This window comes from Pseudomonas soli, assembly GCF_021283165.2.
GTDB classification, from domain to species: domain Bacteria; phylum Pseudomonadota; class Gammaproteobacteria; order Pseudomonadales; family Pseudomonadaceae; genus Aquipseudomonas; species Aquipseudomonas soli.
Map to the genome: position 1 here is coordinate 1,500,612 of NZ_CP128543.1, position 16,966 is coordinate 1,517,577.

Sequence of the window (16,966 nt, forward strand, 5' to 3'; positions counted from 1 at the left end):
CGATGTCGAAGGGCAAACCCTCTGTTGGCGAGCGCCGGGACTGAAAAGCCCCTCGTACAGTCCAGCGCCCTCTGCCGCCCTCGTGCGCTCACAATGAGCATCATGGAATACGCCGATCCTTCAAAGTCCTGGCAGCCGCGGGTTCCATCTGCTCAGTTTATGATGGCTGGATCTAAAGCGTGGGGTTCATTGATACATTTATTATTGCAGGGAAGTGCAGTGGGCGGTCGATGTTTATCGAGTTGCCATCGGTGTGGGTTTCTACACCTTGCGAGTACATATTTTTTATCAGGGCTTGTGTGCCGTTATCCAGTGATTCCCACCAGCTTGGTGAAATGTAGAAGTTCTCTATTAGTAACACCATAAAGGCCGCCAGGCTGTCGGCTGTTAGTTTCTTGTCCAAGAATTGTCTTATCAGTTTGTTGCAGGTCAAAGAGTGTTCTGAAAGCCAGGATAAAACAATGAAGCCTTTGCCGTCACTAGCGAATGAATTAATGGTCATGTAGTCCGGCATGTCGCCAGGAATGCTTGTTATCTTCTGGGCTTCATATCCATCAAAGTCGAATGTCGGGCCAACTATAGCACTTCCCATTATCGGTGGTGGGGATTCAAGTGTGAATACGGCGTAGTTTAAGTCGCTGTAGTCGCCCGTGACTAACATAGTGTCTAGCTTTGATTTTATGTGTTTTAGGTCGCTTGTTGTTAAGGAGTTATTATTCCCGAGTAAGGCTGATGCATTCTGGATTACGACCTGTTCAGCCAGGCTCTTTCCCCTGTCTAGGATCCTCATGAAATCAAAGGTTTTTGAGGCGTACTCTTTGCTGAAGATCTCTCTGGAAATGCCTCTGTACATAATCAGGAAGCAGTGTGATGGTACAGGCTTGAACGGTTGGTCTTCGATTGTTGAGAATAATTTTTTATCATGGCTGGCACAGAAGCCTGTAAAAGTCGAGGCGCTATTTATACCCACCTCGCTCAATTTTATTTTTGGCGGGATATTAACTTTTAGTTCTATCGATATTTTTAATACGTGCCCGTTTCTAGCTATCGCCTTCAGAGATGAGCTTTTTGAGACGGTGTGGGCATTTATTATCCCGCCTGAGCACTCGTGCTGCAATGATTGCGGTACGCTACATTTTTTATTTTTCTTGAAAGAGCCAAGGGTTTGCAAGACAGTGTGTGCTGCTACAGGTGGTTGGCGATCAATGTCTAGGTGGCAGTGTTTAAACTTCTTCCCAGATTTGCACCAGCAACGTTCATTTCGCCCTGGAAGTTTCATGGAATTCCTTATTGATCTAGTATGCCGTGTTGGTGATGAATTTTTTGAGAGCATATACACTGGATGCTAATTTATCCAGTTGGCAATGCCAATTAAGTATGCGCGTGTGCTCTCCCAGACCTTAACTAGTTATTCACTTACAGTAAACCCGCCACAGCTCATCCAACCTTGTTGTGAACGACTGGCTCAAGAGCTCTCGACGCATACCCCACTCTGGGCTTCGGGGGACGTTGGCAGACCTCAGTGTGCCTTTGCCGTACCGAAGGTTTATGCCATCCATAACCGACATCAGGCGATCGCAGGCAACTGGCTGCGTTGACGCGAACAGATCGTCAGTGAATTCACCTGGTTGCCGTAGATCGAGCAGCAGCACCTCGGCTTTGCTGTAGCGGTACCCGTCCTGGTAGACCTTCTCCACAGCCTCAGTCGCTGCCCGCGTGAGCAATAGAGTGTCGCTCGTGGGGTAAGGCAGTTCAACCAGCGCCCCTTTCGCCAAATGCAGTTCGTTGGGATTGAACATGCCTGTGCGGATCGACACTCGCATGCGCTTGCACACCGATCCCTGGGCGCGCAGCTTTTCGGCTGCTCGCGCTGCATAGGTCGCTACCGCCTGCTTGATTGGTGTCAGTTCGGTCATTTTCTTACCGAACATCCGGCTGCAGCAGATCTCCTTCTTCGGCGGATCAGCCTCATCCAGTTCGAGGCACGGCGTGCCGGCGAGCTCGCGCGCTGTCTTTTCCACCACCACGCTGAACTTGTCACGCAGCATCCGCGGATCTGCCTTCGCTAGGTCCATGGCCCTGCAGATGCCCATCGCCTCGAGGTGTGCCGTCATCCGCCGGCCAATGCCCCAGACCTCTTTCACCTCAGTGTTGCGCAGTACCCAGTCGCGCTTGAAATCATCAGTGATGTCGACCACCCCACCCGTATGCGCCTGCAGCCGCTTCGCGGTGTGGTTGGCGAGCTTCGCCAGAGTCTTGGTTCGGGCGATCCCCACACCGACAGGGATGCCAGTGCAGCGCAGCACCTTGGCGCGTACCTCCCGGCCGAATTGGGTCAGACTCCCCTGCACGCCAGTGAGATCAGCGAAGCATTTTATCGATCGAGTAGACCTCGGCCGCAGGCACCATCGATTCGATCAGCGACATAACCCGCTCGCTCATGTCGCCATACAGCGCATAGTTGGACGAAAATGCCACGATGCCATGCCGCCGCAACTTCTCCTTGGCCTGGAAATAGGGCTCGCCCATCTTCACGTACGGCTTGGCGTCGTATGACCTGGCGATTACACAGCCGTCGTTATATCTGAATGACCCTAACAGTTAGTTGAGTGTAAGATATTGATTTATAAGCAAATTAACTCCCTAACATTTTTTTGATTATTTTCCTTCGTTCCTGATGGCGATACTCCTCGACTAAGCCTATTTCAGACGTGGCTTCGCAAAGCAGGGCGGCGGATCGCAATCGACGATAGCTTCACTGTATACTTTTGGCTCCGCATACCCCTTGAGCTACAGGAACACCAGCATGACTGTACTCCAAACGCTCTACTGGCAGCCTACGCCGCCTTAGCGCTACGCCCCCTCGCAACAACCTCGCCTCCGCCAGTTTCGCTGGCGGCTGCGTACTGCTGTATGCCCGGTTCTTACACCCAAAGCGCACAGCAAAATAATCCTCACAATTTGAATTCGTATCGACGCGCTCGCCATTTTCCTGGCATGCGTGCGGTGCATTGCTTTGGATATTCTGATGCTACAAACACTCAAACAAACGTGGTTTTCCAACGTCCGTGGCGACGTGCTCGCGGGGATCGTCGTCGCACTTGCGCTGATCCCTGAAGCCATCGCTTTCTCTATCATTGCGGGCGTCGACCCCAAAGTTGGTCTCTACGCCTCATTCTGTATCGCCGTGGTGATCGCCTTTGTCGGTGGCCGCCCAGGCATGATTTCAGCCGCGACAGGGGCCATGGCACTGCTGATGGTGACCCTGGTCAAGAACCATGGTCTTGAATATCTGCTGGCCGCCACGCTGCTGTGTGGCGTGTTGCAAATTGGTGCTGGCTACCTGAAGCTCGGCTCGCTGATGCGCTTCGTTTCGCGCTCGGTGGTGACCGGCTTCGTCAATGCACTGGCGATCCTGATTTTCATGGCTCAGCTGCCCGAGCTGACCAATGTCACCTGGCACGTCTACGCCATGACAGCCGCAGGCCTCGGCATCATCTACCTATTTCCCTATATCCCCAGGATCGGCAAGCTCATCCCATCGCCACTGGTGTGCATCATCGTGCTGACCGCAGTCGCCATGTCGGTTGGGCTGGATATCCGCACGGTCGGTGATATGGGGGAACTGCCGGATACGCTGCCAATCTTTCTCTGGCCTGACGTGCCGCTGACGTTCGAGACGTTGGCCATCATCTTCCCTTACTCGGCAGCGCTGGCCGTGGTCGGTCTGCTGGAGTCGATGATGACCGCGACTATTGTCGACGACCTGACCGACACCCCCAGCGACAAGAACCGCGAGTGCAAGGGCCAGGGCGTGGCCAACATTGCTTCGGGTCTGATCGGCGGTATGGCCGGCTGCGCGATGATTGGTCAGTCGATCATCAACGTGAAATCCGGCGGTCGTTCTCGTCTGTCCTCCCTGGCCGCAGGTGTATTCCTGCTGCTGATGGTGGTGTTCCTCGGCGACTGGCTGAAGCAGATCCCGATGGCTGCGCTGGTGGCAGTGATGATCATGGTGTCCATCGGCACCTTCAGTTGGGATTCGCTGCGCAACCTGAAGAAGCACCCGTTGTCGACCAACATTGTCATGGTCGTCACCGTTGTGGTCGTGGTGGCCACCCACAACCTTGCCTTCGGCGTGTTGGCCGGCGTGCTGCTGGCCGCGATGTTCTTCGCCAACAAGGTTGGCCATTACATGGCGATCAGTTCTTCGCTGGACGAATCCGGCGAGCATCGTAGCTATAACGTCACTGGCCAGGTGTTCTTCAGCTCGGCAGACAAGTTCGTCGCGGCCTTCGACTTCAAAGAAGCCCTGAACAAGGTAACCATCGACCTGAATCGCGCCCACTTCTGGGATATCACCGCAGTTGCTGCCCTGGACAAGGTGGTTATCAAGTTCCGCCGCGAAGGCACCGAAGTTGAAGTGTTAGGTCTCAACGAAGCGAGCGCCACTATCGTGGATCGATTCGGAGTTCACGATAAACCCGACGCCATTGATCAACTCATGGGCCACTGAGAAGGAGAACAACGATGACCCAAGTAATTGCCTGTATCGACGGTTCCACCTCGGCTCCAGCTGTGTGCGACTACGCAGCCTGGGCCAGTCTGAGCCTGGAAGCCCCGCTGACCTTCTTGCATGTGCTGGATCAGCGCCAGTACCCTGTTGCGGCCGACTTGAGTGGCAATATCGGCCTTGGCAGCCGCGAGCATCTGCTCGATGAGCTTGCTTCCCTGGATGAACAGCGCGGTAAGTTGGCCCTGGAGCAGGGGCGGATCATGTTAACGGCCGCGAAAGAGCGGGCCATGACGGATGGTGTGACCGCGCCGGAGTCCAAGCAACGTCATGGCGATCTGCTGGAAAACCTGCAAGAGCTGGAAAGCGAAACGCGCCTATTGGTCATCGGTCGCCAAGGCGAGTCTAGCGGCGGTCTGAGTCAGCATGTCGGAAGCCAGCTGGAGAGCGTGATTCGTATCATGCACCGGCCAATCCTGGTCACCCCGGCCAACTTCCAAAAGCCCGAGAGCGCGATGCTGGCCTTCGATGGCAGCGCTACTACCCGCAAGGGTGTGGAGATGCTGGCGGCCAGCCCCCTGCTGAAGGGGCTGCCGATCCACCTGGTGATGGTTGGGCCAGTGAACGACGAATCGTCCGCGCAGCTGGACTGGGCGCAGAAAGTGCTGCTCAACGTCGGATTCACTGTTCGCGCCGAGACCCTGAACGGCGAGATAGAGCCTACCTTGCACGCCTATCAGAAAGAGCACGGCATCGACCTGCTGGTGATGGGGGCCTACGGTCATTCGCGCATCCGTCAGTTTCTGGTCGGCAGCACCACGACCAGCATGCTGCGCACCACCACTGGCCCACTGTTGCTGCTGCGCTAACGGCCATGGACGACGCCCTCGATCTTGCCCATTTCAAGACCCTACTGGAACAGCGGGCTGCCGAGCTGGATCGGTTGCTGGAAGACGCTGAGTCTCGCTCGCAATCGGTGGAGTTGGATCAAAGCAAGGTAGGGCGTCTGTCGAGGATGGACGCACTCCAGCAGCAAGCGATGAACGATGCCATCCGCAGTCGGGCGCAGCATGAACGCGTCCGCCTCCAGCTGGCCCTCAAGCGTTGGCACGAGGGCGAGTATGGCTGGTGTAACCAATGCGGCGAGTTGATCGCCTCGGGCCGCCTGGAATTCGATCCGGCCACGCCGTTGTGCATCACCTGTGCGAGCCGCGCCGAGTCGGATTGAAACCATGACAGCTCGTGACGTCAGTCCCAATTAACGAGGCTTCTAATGTATTTGATGGCTAAAAACTGGTTGGGCCGAACACAGAAAACAAGTGCCTGGATGTGGGCACTGCTGTGCTTTGTATTGCTTACCGTATTCCAAGTCCGCACCCATCACCTTGATGATCGGTTGTACTTCTGGATCAAGACCCACTGGCACACCGACGATTGGCAGGAGCGCTCTGTGTGGCTGCCTGACTATCGGGTTGAGCTCGATGCTAAGCCGGTTCCCGGTGTGGACAACAACCTTTCGGGCCTGACCTTCGACCCTGACCTGAACCTGCTATGGGCGGTTACCAACGGCCCAAACGAACTATTGGCCCTCAGTCGTGACGGTGACGTGGAAAGGCGCTATAGCCTGGACGGTTTCCACGATGTGGAGGCGGTGTCCTATGCCGGCAACGGCCAACTGGTAATCGCCGAGGAGCGCCGGCAGAGCCTTGTTATCGTGGATGTCCCCCTCGCCGAAGGCAGTAAGCTTTCTCCCGGTCGCTCATTGAGCCGAGACCAGTATCCAGCTCTGACCTTGGCACTTGGCAAGGCGGACAACAAAGGCCTTGAAGGGCTCGCCTACGACCTGAAAGGTGATCGCTTGTTTGTGACCAAGGAGCGTGACCCTCGCCAATTGCTGGAAGTGGGCGGCCTTCGTGCCAGCCTGGCAGGAGGTTTTTCCCTGCACGTGCGCGACCTGTCCAACTTGGTAAAGGACAAGGTATTTGCCACTGACTTGTCTTCGGTCGTCTTCGATCAACAGAGTGGCCACCTGATATTGCTCAGCGACGAGTCGAAACTGCTGATTGAAATCACCGATGAGGGCAAGGTGGTGAGTTTCCGCTCCTTGGCGAGGGGGTTTGCTGGTTTGCTGAAAGGCATACCCCAAGCCGAAGGCGTAACCATCGACGATGAAGGGTATTTGTACGTGGTCAGCGAGCCGAACTTGTTCTATCGCTTTACCCGCGAGACAGACTGACCAGTCAACAAGCTACAGTCAGGCGTGGCCGGGACGCTTGAACTGTTAGCGTGCGATTTTTACGAATTCTGCGGGTTCCCCATCAGGGCCTAGTTGGGCCCTGGTTTCAGAGGGAGTGCGGTGACCTTACCGTTGGCAACCGCCTTCAGCTGAATCATCTCGAATATTAGTCGCTGGTTAACCGAAGCCAGCCGAGCTACCTCCGCTAAAAGCTGATCATTCTCTGCACGGAGCACCCTGTTCTTTTCTTTCTCGCTCATCAACGCTTGATGCTTAGAGTCTCGCTGGGCTCGCACCGACTTGCCAACGATGTTGCGAATCCTTTCCGCTATGCTTGGGTAAGTGTTATGGATGAGTCCCGGAGTCACACCTGCGGCACGGGCAACGGATGTGATGGAAAGCTTTCCGTCACCAGCAATGAGATCGTCGACGACCTTGTTGAGCGCGGCGAGTGTCTTCGACCTGGAGCGAATAGGAGAGTCAGGGCCCACCGCCTGTCTAGTCATTTGCCGCCTCCTCCATTTCCTCAACTGGAGAAAGGCCAAGGCTGGTAATTACATCTAGTGCAACCTGCAAGTCGCGTTCTGCGCGCTGCCTAACAGCCGGGCCTGCATCCTCAATTTTTATCAGCTCTCGCTGTTGAATGTAGATGTCCTGCCAAGTGCTGGCGAAGACTTCATCGATCACCGAATTTTTGCACCCTGGACACCGTGTGGCTTCGTATAGACCAGCACCTCCGCAGCCCCGCTCTGTGGCGATGCACCAGCCGTGTCCAGTCGCACGAATGTTGGCATGTGGGGCGGTCTGGGCAAGCAAAGCAGCTCTATCCTTGATTGGAATTGCCCGCAATTCCACAATCTTTTCGCCAGCGCCCCCTGCCAGTGGCTGATCATCGAGCCATGATTCGATCAGGTCAATTTTAAACTCTGTCATCTGCTGGAAGATCTCATCAAAGAGAGTCAGGTCTTGCTGCGGATTGGATGCATAGAGTTGGGTCATACTCATGCTGCTGTGTTTGAACTGCCATTTGAGGTAGATCAATGAAGTGCGGCCCATACGGGATTCTACAAAGCATCTTGCATATGTTCGCCTGCATTGATGCGTCCTCAACGGCCAATCGCTTCCAGCGGCTTTAGCTATACGGTCAAACGCAGCATTGGATGCTTGCCCGCTGAGAGCCTCAACATGATGGCTTTCCTGAACTTTCCCTCCTTGTGTGTTTCGTCCCAAAAATAGTTTATTCGCGTCTTTTCGGGCTTTTTCGAGCCTAAGGAGATGTTCAGTTGAATACGAAAAATCCCGATTGCTTGCAAGCTGTCTAATCTCTTCATCCAGCTCTTTTCTGATGGGTGCTGAATATTTTGCCAAAAGACTTAAAGCTTCAATCGTTAGTTCTGGCACAAGATATTCGACTTGGCCTTTACCTGTCTTGTGCTCGACTGTGGTCACCCAGCAAAAATTAATTCCATTTCTTAACTCTTTGCGCCAAGCGCCAACCTCAATTCCAATTGCCTCGTCATTGCGCATGCCGCTAGTGATTGAAACTATATACAGAACAGCATCTCTGCAACGAATTGCCATCCGTTCATCACTAGGATGATATCCAATACCATTGACTGCCAATTCGGCCTTCATCTCCCGGACAATGCTTTCGCAATAGTTGAAAATCCTAGATTGTTCATCATGAGGAATGATATCTGTTCGCCCGACGTTTTTAGTGGCAGCACCCAACCCTTTTACATTCGCGACCCCACAAATCCGCCACAATGTCGAATTACCCCAAGGATAACTCTGAATGGGAAACATCGTGTCGACAGAAAACACCCAAAGAAAATCAATAACCCGTAATCGCCCATACAGCGGGAGAGGCCTTAACTTCAATTCATATTTGCAATGATGAACGTAATTGCTGACATGGATCGGACGGACATCTGCAAAGCTTGAAACTCCTAGATTGTTTAACCAGCGAACAAAAGGCATCACGCTGACGACGGCGAAAGTAGTAATGCCCCGTGCGATAGGAGGTTTGGATCTAGGCATTCCTCTTTTAAACCAAGCATAAGCAACAGCTTTGCAGTCATCAATAAGCGCCCGAGGCATGCCCATATCCCAGTTGATGAATTTATAAGAATGAGCAATATTGGCCTGATCAAAAAACGGGCGAAGATCCCACTGTGCATCGCCAAACCTGCTAAGAACGAAGGTTTCTCCATCTTCATTAACGATAGCGCTGATCACGATTGCATCCCGCTCTGCGGGACTTAGGGATTCTCCGAACAAGTTACCCACCAGCCGCAAATGGACGGCTTGGAGATGCCGAAAACCCCGATTTTCAGCCGCTGATTATTGGAAAACCAAGGCATAGCCTTGGTTTTCTGCCCTCACGGGCGCACCTCTCCCGCAGCAGGCAATAATTGCCGGCGCACCATCCACAGATTCGACAGCGCGAACAGTGTGGTCAATTGCGCCGTATTCTTGGCCAGGCCACGGAAGCGGGTCTTCACATAACCGAACTGACGCTTGATCACCCGAAACGGATGTTCGACCTTCGCACGTACCTGGGCTTTGGCCTTCTCGATCTTGCGCCTGGCCTTGTACAGCGCACTGCGTTTGCTCAAATGCTTGTAGGTGCTGCGTCGCGCAGCGATCTGCCAGATCACTTGCCGACCGTCGTGCTCAGGCCGTTTCTCTACGCCGGTGTAACCGGCGTCAGCACAGACAACGTTCTCGCCACCGTGCAACAGATGGGCAACTTCCGTCACGTCAGCCACGTTGGCGGCTGTGCCATGGACATGATGTACCAGGCCCGATTCTGCGTCGGCTCCGATATGCGCTTTCATGCCGAAGAAGTACTGGTTGCCTTTCTTCGTCTGGTGCATTTCAGGATCGCGTTTGCCTTCCTTGTTCTTGGTCGAACTGGGTGCGTGGATGATAGTAGCGTCGACAATGGTGCCCTGGCGCAACGACAGGCCCTTGTCTCGCAGATAATTGTTTATGGTTTCCAAAATGCCCGCCGCCAACTGATGCTTCTCCAGCAGGTGCCGGAAGTTCATGATCGTCGTGTCTTCGGGGATCGGAGCGCTGAGCGTCAGACGAGCAAACTGGCGCATCGAAGTAATCTCGTACAGCGCCTCTTCCATGGCTGGATCACTCAACGAGAACCAGTTCTGCAACAGGTGAATGCGCAGCATGGTTTCCAGTGGATACGGCTTGCGGCCACCGCCAGCCTTAGGGTAATGCGGCTCGATCAACGCCACCAACCCGCTCCACGGCACCACCTGTTCCATCTCGGCCAGGAAACGCTCGCGACGGGTTTGCTTGCGCTTACCGGCGTACTCGAAATCGGAAAAGCTCATCTGGCTCATGGGATGGCGGGCTTGTAGAGGGCAGTTGGACGGAGGGCTATTTCAGCACAGGTCAGATGGCCTGTGCTGACTTGATCGGAGAATCCTTAGACCATTCGCTGAAACTGGCTGTGCGATGAGGACATCATATGCCTTTAACACCGCATTCGTGGTTCTTATGCTCAAATTTCGCCGCCCAATTTTTTCTTCATGAACTCGATTTTTTTAGCCCAGAACAAGTGCGGAGATGACTCAGCCTGAGCCCTTGCTTGCGAAACCAATGCAAGATCAAACTTCTGGGTGAAATCATCTATCAATCGAATATAGTCAAACTGACGCTTGCGCCATGCGCCCCACTCGTCCGTGAGAAAGTATTCGACTTCTGCATACAAGAATTGTTGGTAGCTGAACAGCCGGTATAAGTCCTCCAAGGTGCCTACAATTGCATAGCTAGGGCAACCGAGGCAGTGGATGAATTCAGAACAATGATTGACGCCATCCTTTGGTGCCAGACTACCGTAAAGGCTATCTTTGCAGCCGCCTGGTGGGGTTGGTATAACGTTTATGCCACGTAGTTTGTCCGGAAAAGCCTCCCCAACAAATGTCGCCCCGTCGACCTTGATCTCATCGTTGATTTTCAAATAGTGATTATCGGCGACACCAGGGGTATGACCCATAACGGAGGAAACTTCTATAATGTCGCCACCGCTCAGTTTCCACAAACGGCTTTCCATAGTCTTTCGCAGCCGACTAAGCGTGACATTTAGCCGATTGCCTTGATCATCCTGAAGCGCATGACGCTCACAAATGCTTTTTGCCGTGACATATAAAGCACCGGGTGTAAGGGTAACGATGTCGTTCGAGCGGCCAGGCTGGCCCGAGCGATATAACCACACACATGAAGATATTTCATCAGGTGCCAGTGCTACGAGTGGCTTAGAAATCTCCAGCGCCTTATTGAGGACTGCCACCCCATCCAGGGGAATAGCACTGTACTCATCTAGCAGATTAGTCTGACGGATTGTTTTGCTCTGTGCGCCTTTACCTCGACGTTTGACGGTAGTAATCAACCTGAGATTAGGAATAAATGGGTGAGGCTGTAGGGCATCCCTTTTCATCTCCAAGAGCGGCGTAGTATTGATTCCAGACCTTGCCGCAGTAATTAGTAGCAATACAGCCATCGCCTCCGCGCCATTTCCAAGGAATGTACCCTTATGGATGGCAATAAGATCTGACTTCAAAGCGCCAATCAGCCTTTGCATTTCACCCAAGGTGAGCGGATCTGCATCTTTAGTGCTCTGCGAATTATTAGGAAATGGATTGAGGGGCAAAAGATCGTCAAGATTAACTTCAATAAATCCATATTCAGCCAAAACAACAACTAACGACTTGAAGCTAGTATAGTAATTCTTGGCTGTCGAGCCGTTAGGGTATTTTAGCCTCAGCCAAGAGATGTATCGATCCAAGTGGCTTTTGGTAAGACTGTTTGGCGTTGCAGGTGGCGACTTGACCGAACCTCCACTCAAGAAATTTATAAAAAATCTCAGCCCGTTCGTAGAGTAACCAATCAAGGTCGTCACTGAGAAGTTTCCTCCTTGTAGCAAAGCTTTGATAACGTGAAGACTTTGAATTGCCCAAGCGTCGAAGCCCAAGCCTAAATATTTCGTATGATCGAGTTGCCTGTGGTTTCTCGGGTTTCTCGGCAGGTCAATCTTGATATCATCTTCGACAGCCTCGAATCCTTTTGTAACCGACCGCATAACCGCCTTGTAGCTTTTTTGCCGAGCCAATGGTGCTACCTCAAATACGCGAAACCGAATCAGTCATAAACATCATGTCAATTTCGTCCTCGTGAGCAAGGACGGATTGGGCTTCAAGCTGGTTTATGAGATGCAAATAGATCATAGTTGTTTGCACATCTGAATGCCCCAGCCTATCTCGGACATACAACAATGGCTCACCTTCAAACTCTTTGCTTTTTCGAAGAGCAAGCAAGGTATAAGTCCCATAGGTGTGGCGTAGCATGTGGGCCCGAACATAGAAACCGCACTTTCTTTCATAGGACTTCATAACGTCCACTACGGAATCTTTTGAATAATGCCTGCCTTCATTAGTCAGCAGCAGCGCGGTAACACGTCCATCACCATTGGACTTACGAACCTCTCGTTGGTGAAGGGAGTAAGACCACATGCTCTCCATCAACGACCATGGCACGTCGATAGTTCTAGGCCGGTCGTACTTGATATGCATGTCTGAAGGATCAAGAGCAACACTGATCATTTGCCTTGGGCGCAGTCCCTTCTTCAACCTGGGGTTGAACACATATTTGAGAGGAAAAGACCTCGCTTCACAGGAGCGAAGGCCGGTACGCACCATGAGGTGGAACAATATCTGGTGGCTTGGATCGGTATCCAGGGCAAGGCATACCTTGACTTGATCCTTGGTCAGGAATTTGGTCAAGCGCTTTCGGTCGCGAACCATCACCGAAACTTTCGTGCTCTCGGCTCCGGGCAGAGCGATATGACTGAGAAGACCGGAATGTTGGGCAACTCTTACCCTTTTCTCACCGAAGGGCAGCACAGTTATCAGGTTGCGCTGCTTAGCCCATCGGTAGAACCTCACGATCAAGGCCAGACGATTGTTCACCGTGCCGGGATCAAGTGCTAATTCTCCGCTCGACCAATCCCTGTACCTCGACAGAGCACTCAGACCGTGAGCCGGGCTTTCCTCGTCCCAGCCCAATCCATTGGCTTCCAGGAAGGCAAAGTAATCATACAGACGCCGTCCATAGGCTTCCCAAGTCAAATCGCTTAGGGCCTCACCTGACTCGATAAGCGTGTGCCAAAGGAAGGATTGAGCTGGCTCGACTGGCCATCCCTCTGACCCAATCAGCAACGGAAAGCCTTCAAAGGATCGACCTGCTAATGCTAGGTCTTTTGTTGCGAATACCAGCCTCATGCCGCTGCCCTAAAACACTTCCAATGGATTGCCTTATGAAGCCTGGAAACTGCTGTTCCAGAGGGGTTCAGAAGGTGGCGCGGACTCTACAGGATTTACTAACGATTCCCACCCCTCAGATCGTTATTGGATAAAACGACGACAGGCCGTCCCCTAAGCTCTGGCCGGAAAAGCACCTCCACCGAGGCAAAGCAGTTATTACAGTCGATAAGCGCAAAGGAGGGGCGGGGTTTACCGGCTACGTCGACCATGACGGTTGAAACTCCAGATGACGATGCCGAAGGTGTCGACCTCTTCGAACTCACCGACAGTGATAGGGGGGTACAGGGGATTCTCCGAAGACAAGACCTTGCAGCCGTTGACCAGATCTAATCGCTTAACGATCGGCTGGTTGTTCACATAAACGACGACGATGTCGCCCACCTCTGCGTCGAGTGACCGGTCGATCACGAGCAATGTGCCGTGGTAGATGCCAATACCGGACATGCTGTCGCCTTCGGTCTCGGCCAACCAGATATGAGGGGCTCGGAGGTTCAGCAGCACGTCGAGCGATATCGGTGGTTCGTAGTAGTCCGCAGCAGGGCTTGGGAAGCCTCCCTGGACCGTTCCGGAAAGGACGCTTACCAGAATGTTTGTTTCGACGTCGGTACACCTTCGGAGACGCATAAACGGCACTTCACTGTAACTGTACGCATATACAGTAACGCGCCCGGCACTCAAATTTCTAGAGCATTCGGTCTCCGGATCCAGGGCTCAGCGCCGTATCGATTGCATAAGCATAAGCGGCGTCGGCCAGCTCCTGTCTTTCCCGGCGCTCCGCGTCGTCAATGAGATCAAGGCGATAGAGGGTGTCGAGATGCGCACGGAGCGCGCCATAGCGGAATGCTATGTCGCCGGCCGAGGTCAGCTGCTCAATCTCTACATCCCAAATGGCCAGCTCCTCGATCAATGTCGTCGCCATGGCTTGTCCTGGCGAAGCTTGATTAGAAGCTGCAGAACCAATCCGACGCGGCGTACTCGGCGTCGGCGAAGGTCATCTGCTTCATCGGGAAACTCGGTGGGTGGAATCCGGGTATTTTGCCAAAATCTGGAAGTCTTCTTCAGAGTTTCCCTAGTGTGCGCTCTCTTGCTTGGATGGCATTACGTTCTGGCCCAACGTTACTGTAGCGAATCCGCAGCAGTATCAATCAAAGCCTCCTGTATCCCGCGTGAAGAAAGACGCTACGTTGCGCCCGTTCTTCCACGGCTTCGCTTGCCGCCCCGCTACGGCAGATTCGAAGTATTCATCGAAATGTCATCCTTTAGAAGCAGTGCGGTAACAAGGAATTTCTACCCTTTGCATCGCGAACCGCAATTGTGCGGCCAGCAATATTGCGAAAGGTGAACAAATGACGCCCCATCCGATACAGGACGCCGTGCTGCGGGTCGACCGGTTGAGCGTCGTCTATCCAGGCGGCGTGACAGCCCTACGCGATACCTCGATTGCATTTCGGCGTGGTGAGTTCACCGTGCTGCTTGGTCTCTCGGGCGCAGGCAAGTCGACCTTGCTCCGTAGTCTCAATCGACTCGTCACGCCCACTGGCGGCAGTGTCACCAGCGAACTCGGTGAACTCGGCAGCGGCTCGGCCTTGCGTCAGCATCGTCGGCGTACCGCCATGATCTTTCAGCACCACCAGCTAATCGAACGTCAAAGCGCACTGGCTAATGTGCTGACCGGTCGGCTGGCCTTTCACAACACGCTCCGCTCGCTGTTTCCTCTGCCGCGTGCCGATCAGGAGATTGCGCTCAGTTGCCTCGCTCGGGTCGGTCTGGCAGACAAGGCGCTAAGCCGGGTGGACAAACTGTCCGGTGGCCAGCAGCAGCGGGTAGGCATCGCGCGTGCGCTAGCGCAACAGCCGGCGATCATTCTGGCCGATGAGCCGGTAGCCAGTCTCGACCCGGCCACTTCGGTCCGTGTTCTCGGATTGCTGCGCGACATCTGCAAGGAAGACGGCATCACCGCCATCGTTTCGCTGCATCAACTCGAATATGCCCGCCGCTTCGCCGATCGCGTCGTCGGGCTGGCCGATTCTCAGATCGTTTTCGATGCCGCGCCCTCGGAACTCACCGATGCGCAGCTTGAGCGCATCTATGCAGGCCGCTCTACGACTCAGCCAGCGAATGCTCCGGCTGAACCACCTGTCATGCTCGAACCTTCACAGGAGATGTCCCGATGAAACGCTTATCCGCGCTCTTATTGACTTGCTTGCTGTCCGCTGTTTCAAGTTTGTCCGCCCTAGCGGCCGATGCCGATCCGGATGTGCTAAAGGTTGCCCTGCTGCCGGACGAAAACGCCTCCGAGCTGATCAAGCGTAACCAGCCGCTGAAGGATTATCTGGAAGAGCATCTGGACAAGAAGGTGCAGCTGATCGTAACCACCGACTATTCCTCGATGATTGAGGCGCTGCGCTTTGGCCGTATCGACCTGGCGTATTTCGGTCCGCTGTCCTACGTCATGGCCAAAAGCAAAAGCGACATCGAGCCCTTCGCTGCCATGGTCATCGACGGCAAGCCGACCTATCGCTCGGTGATTATCGCCAATGTGGCGTCAGGCGTGAATGAGTATGCCGACCTTAAGGGCAAGAGAATGGCCTATGGTGACCGGGCATCGACGTCCAGCCATTTGATTCCCAAAACCGTGCTTCTTGAGACGGCCGATTTGACGGGTGGGCAGGACTACGAACAACATTTTGTGGGCACGCATGACGCCGTTGCCGTCAACGTGGCGAACGGCAACGCCGATGCGGGTGGGCTGTCGGAGGTAATTTTCAATCACGCAGCCGAACGTGGCCTGATCGATCCGAGCAAGGTGAAAGTACTTGGTTACAGCGGCGAATACCCCCAGTACCCCTGGGCGATGCGTTCGAACCTGAGCCCCGAGCTGAAAACCAAGGTGCGGGATGTATTCGTCGGTATCGACGATCCCGAAGTGCTGCGCAACTTCAAGGCCGAGGCCTTCGCGCCAATCACCGACGCCGACTACGATGTGATCCGCAACATGGGATCGCTGCTCGGCCTCGACTTCGCCACGATGTGAGCACCGATATGTCTTCTCATTACGACGTGCAGGCGCTGCCTGCAGAGCAACGCGAGCACATCCTTCGAGGCTTTGGCCTCGGTTGGTGGCGCCAGCTGGGGCAGGTGGCGATTGTATTCGGAGTGGTGCTGTTGGCCTGCTGGTACGTGGGGCTGCTCGATGCCACCACGCTGCTGAACGGGCTGCCCTCCATCGCGACCCTGGCAGGCGAGGCCATGCCGCCAGACTTTTCGGGCTATCGAAGCTGGATTCGCCCCTTGATCGACACCTTGGCGATGAGCATCGCCGGTACGGCCATCGCAGTGGTGTTCTCGCTGGTGGTGGCCTTCGTTGCAGCGCGCAATACGGCGCCGCACCCCCTTGTGTTCGGTGTTGCCCGGGTGCTGCTCAATGCCCTGCGGTCGGTGCCGGAGCTGATCATGGGCATCATCTTCGTTGCAGCCGTAGGGTTCGGCGCCTTGCCGGGCGTGCTTGCCCTGGGTCTGCATTCGGTCGGCATGGTCGGCAAGTTCTTCGCCGAGGCCATCGAGCACGTCGACGAAGCGCCGGTGGAAGCCGCTCGGGCGGCGGGGGCTACGCCGATGCAAGTGCTGCTGCACGCGGTTTTGCCACAGGTGACGCCGCAGTTCGCCGACGTGGCGATCTACCGCTGGGAATACAACTTTCGCGCCTCCACCGTGATGGGCATGGTTGGCGCCGGCGGTATCGGCTTCGAACTCATGGGCTCGCTGCGCATCATGCAGTACCAGGAGGTTGCAGCAATCCTGCTGGTCATCCTGGCCATGGTCACGCTAGTAGACGCCTTCAGTGGCGTGCTGCGCAAACATTTCAAATAGGAC

Annotated in this window: 15 protein-coding genes and 2 pseudogenes; 7 read left to right on the forward strand and 10 right to left on the reverse strand. The window is 54.4% G+C overall.

Annotation, left to right across the window (positions count from 1 at the left end; genetic code table 11):
• Window positions 1–172: 172 nt before the first annotated feature.
• The gene (locus LU688_RS07030; protein WP_023628656.1) at window positions 173–1,279 is read right to left on the reverse strand and encodes an SEC-C domain-containing protein; all 1,107 of its coding nucleotides are present in this window, start codon (window positions 1,277–1,279) and stop codon (window positions 173–175) included.
• Between the two features lie 133 nt (window positions 1,280–1,412).
• Window positions 1,413–2,580 (reverse strand): annotated as a pseudogene (gene umuC / locus LU688_RS07035) (translesion error-prone DNA polymerase V subunit UmuC); the annotation flags it as partial.
• 448 nt (window positions 2,581–3,028) lie between these two features.
• Here umuC and LU688_RS07040 point away from each other — a divergent pair.
• The 4 genes from LU688_RS07040 to LU688_RS07055 are packed head-to-tail and all read left to right on the forward strand — an operon-like array spanning window position 3,029 to window position 6,749.
• Window positions 3,029–4,516 carry a SulP family inorganic anion transporter gene (locus LU688_RS07040; RefSeq protein ID WP_028692951.1) on the forward strand — a complete coding sequence of 496 codons (1,488 nt, stop codon included), beginning with the start codon at window positions 3,029–3,031 and terminating at the stop codon, window positions 4,514–4,516.
• A gap of 14 nt (window positions 4,517–4,530) precedes the next feature.
• Entirely contained in the window at window positions 4,531–5,382 is an 852-nt protein-coding gene (locus LU688_RS07045) for a universal stress protein (RefSeq protein ID WP_028692952.1), read from the forward strand.
• A 5-nt stretch (window positions 5,383–5,387) separates the two neighbouring features.
• Window positions 5,388–5,741, forward strand: coding sequence for a TraR/DksA family transcriptional regulator (locus LU688_RS07050; RefSeq protein WP_028692953.1), 354 nt, complete (start codon window positions 5,388–5,390; stop codon window positions 5,739–5,741).
• Between the two features lie 45 nt (window positions 5,742–5,786).
• Complete coding sequence (locus LU688_RS07055; protein WP_028692954.1) at window positions 5,787–6,749, forward strand: SdiA-regulated domain-containing protein; 963 nt, start codon at window positions 5,787–5,789, stop codon at window positions 6,747–6,749.
• A gap of 89 nt (window positions 6,750–6,838) precedes the next feature.
• Here LU688_RS07055 and LU688_RS07060 read toward each other — a convergent pair whose 3' ends face one another.
• From LU688_RS07060 to LU688_RS07090, 8 genes and pseudogenes are all read right to left on the reverse strand, one after another.
• Entirely contained in the window at window positions 6,839–7,255 is a 417-nt protein-coding gene (locus LU688_RS07060; RefSeq protein ID WP_079384160.1) for a TetR family transcriptional regulator, read from the reverse strand.
• Complete coding sequence (locus LU688_RS07065) at window positions 7,248–8,987, reverse strand: tyrosine-type recombinase/integrase (protein ID WP_223271185.1); 1,740 nt, start codon at window positions 8,985–8,987, stop codon at window positions 7,248–7,250. Before LU688_RS07065 ends, LU688_RS07060 begins: the two co-directional genes overlap by 8 nt.
• Before the next feature lie 143 nt (window positions 8,988–9,130).
• Window positions 9,131–10,114 (reverse strand): IS5 family transposase, encoded by a 984-nt coding sequence (locus tag LU688_RS07070; protein ID WP_061552510.1) that lies wholly within the window; start codon window positions 10,112–10,114, stop codon window positions 9,131–9,133.
• A gap of 161 nt (window positions 10,115–10,275) precedes the next feature.
• On the reverse strand, window positions 10,276–11,883 hold the full coding sequence (locus LU688_RS07075) for a site-specific integrase (RefSeq protein WP_070087031.1): 1,608 nt from the start codon (window positions 11,881–11,883) through the stop codon (window positions 10,276–10,278).
• Window positions 11,884–11,893: 10 nt separating this feature from the next.
• Complete coding sequence (locus LU688_RS07080) at window positions 11,894–13,051, reverse strand: tyrosine-type recombinase/integrase (protein WP_028692960.1); 1,158 nt, start codon at window positions 13,049–13,051, stop codon at window positions 11,894–11,896.
• A gap of 119 nt (window positions 13,052–13,170) precedes the next feature.
• A pseudogene (locus LU688_RS27765) lies at window positions 13,171–13,302 on the reverse strand (Y-family DNA polymerase); the annotation flags it as partial.
• Window positions 13,283–13,717 (reverse strand): LexA family protein, encoded by a 435-nt coding sequence (locus LU688_RS07085; protein ID WP_070087030.1) that lies wholly within the window; start codon window positions 13,715–13,717, stop codon window positions 13,283–13,285. The gene LU688_RS07085 and the pseudogene LU688_RS27765, both read right to left, overlap by 20 nt.
• Window positions 13,718–13,775: 58 nt before the next feature.
• Complete coding sequence (locus LU688_RS07090) at window positions 13,776–14,012, reverse strand: hypothetical protein (RefSeq protein ID WP_070087029.1); 237 nt, start codon at window positions 14,010–14,012, stop codon at window positions 13,776–13,778.
• A 427-nt stretch (window positions 14,013–14,439) separates the two neighbouring features.
• Here LU688_RS07090 and phnC point away from each other — a divergent pair, with 427 nt between their 5' ends.
• From phnC to phnE, 3 genes are read left to right on the forward strand one after another with little or no spacing between them, the layout of a single operon-like run.
• Complete coding sequence (phnC, locus tag LU688_RS07095) at window positions 14,440–15,267, forward strand: phosphonate ABC transporter ATP-binding protein (protein WP_070087028.1); 828 nt, start codon at window positions 14,440–14,442, stop codon at window positions 15,265–15,267.
• Window positions 15,264–16,127, forward strand: coding sequence for a phosphate/phosphite/phosphonate ABC transporter substrate-binding protein (gene phnD, locus LU688_RS07100; RefSeq protein WP_070087027.1), 864 nt, complete (start codon window positions 15,264–15,266; stop codon window positions 16,125–16,127). The genes phnC and phnD overlap by 4 nt, the downstream gene beginning before the upstream one ends.
• Window positions 16,128–16,135: 8 nt before the next feature.
• A complete protein-coding gene (gene phnE, locus LU688_RS07105; protein WP_003118430.1) occupies window positions 16,136–16,963 on the forward strand; it encodes a phosphonate ABC transporter, permease protein PhnE in 828 nt (275 codons plus the stop codon).
• Window positions 16,964–16,966: the final 3 nt, after the last annotated feature.

What these genes read in the sequence shown, in the direction of transcription:
- LU688_RS07030 (WP_023628656.1), bottom strand. Translation starts at nt 1,279, where the DNA reads ATGAAACTTCCAGGGCGAAATGAACGTTGCTGGTGCAAATCTGGGAAG.
- LU688_RS07040 (WP_028692951.1), top strand. Translation starts at nt 3,029, where the DNA reads ATGCTACAAACACTCAAACAAACGTGGTTTTCCAACGTCCGTGGCGAC.
- LU688_RS07045 (WP_028692952.1), top strand. Translation starts at nt 4,531, where the DNA reads ATGACCCAAGTAATTGCCTGTATCGACGGTTCCACCTCGGCTCCAGCT.
- LU688_RS07050 (WP_028692953.1), top strand. Translation starts at nt 5,388, where the DNA reads ATGGACGACGCCCTCGATCTTGCCCATTTCAAGACCCTACTGGAACAG.
- LU688_RS07055 (WP_028692954.1), top strand. Translation starts at nt 5,787, where the DNA reads ATGTATTTGATGGCTAAAAACTGGTTGGGCCGAACACAGAAAACAAGT.
- LU688_RS07060 (WP_079384160.1), bottom strand. Translation starts at nt 7,255, where the DNA reads ATGACTAGACAGGCGGTGGGCCCTGACTCTCCTATTCGCTCCAGGTCG.
- LU688_RS07070 (WP_061552510.1), bottom strand. Translation starts at nt 10,114, where the DNA reads ATGAGCCAGATGAGCTTTTCCGATTTCGAGTACGCCGGTAAGCGCAAG.
- LU688_RS07080 (WP_028692960.1), bottom strand. Translation starts at nt 13,051, where the DNA reads ATGAGGCTGGTATTCGCAACAAAAGACCTAGCATTAGCAGGTCGATCC.
- LU688_RS07085 (WP_070087030.1), bottom strand. Translation starts at nt 13,717, where the DNA reads ATGCGTCTCCGAAGGTGTACCGACGTCGAAACAAACATTCTGGTAAGC.
- LU688_RS07090 (WP_070087029.1), bottom strand. Translation starts at nt 14,012, where the DNA reads ATGGCGACGACATTGATCGAGGAGCTGGCCATTTGGGATGTAGAGATT.
- phnC (WP_070087028.1), top strand. Translation starts at nt 14,440, where the DNA reads ATGACGCCCCATCCGATACAGGACGCCGTGCTGCGGGTCGACCGGTTG.
- phnD (WP_070087027.1), top strand. Translation starts at nt 15,264, where the DNA reads ATGAAACGCTTATCCGCGCTCTTATTGACTTGCTTGCTGTCCGCTGTT.
- phnE (WP_003118430.1), top strand. Translation starts at nt 16,136, where the DNA reads ATGTCTTCTCATTACGACGTGCAGGCGCTGCCTGCAGAGCAACGCGAG.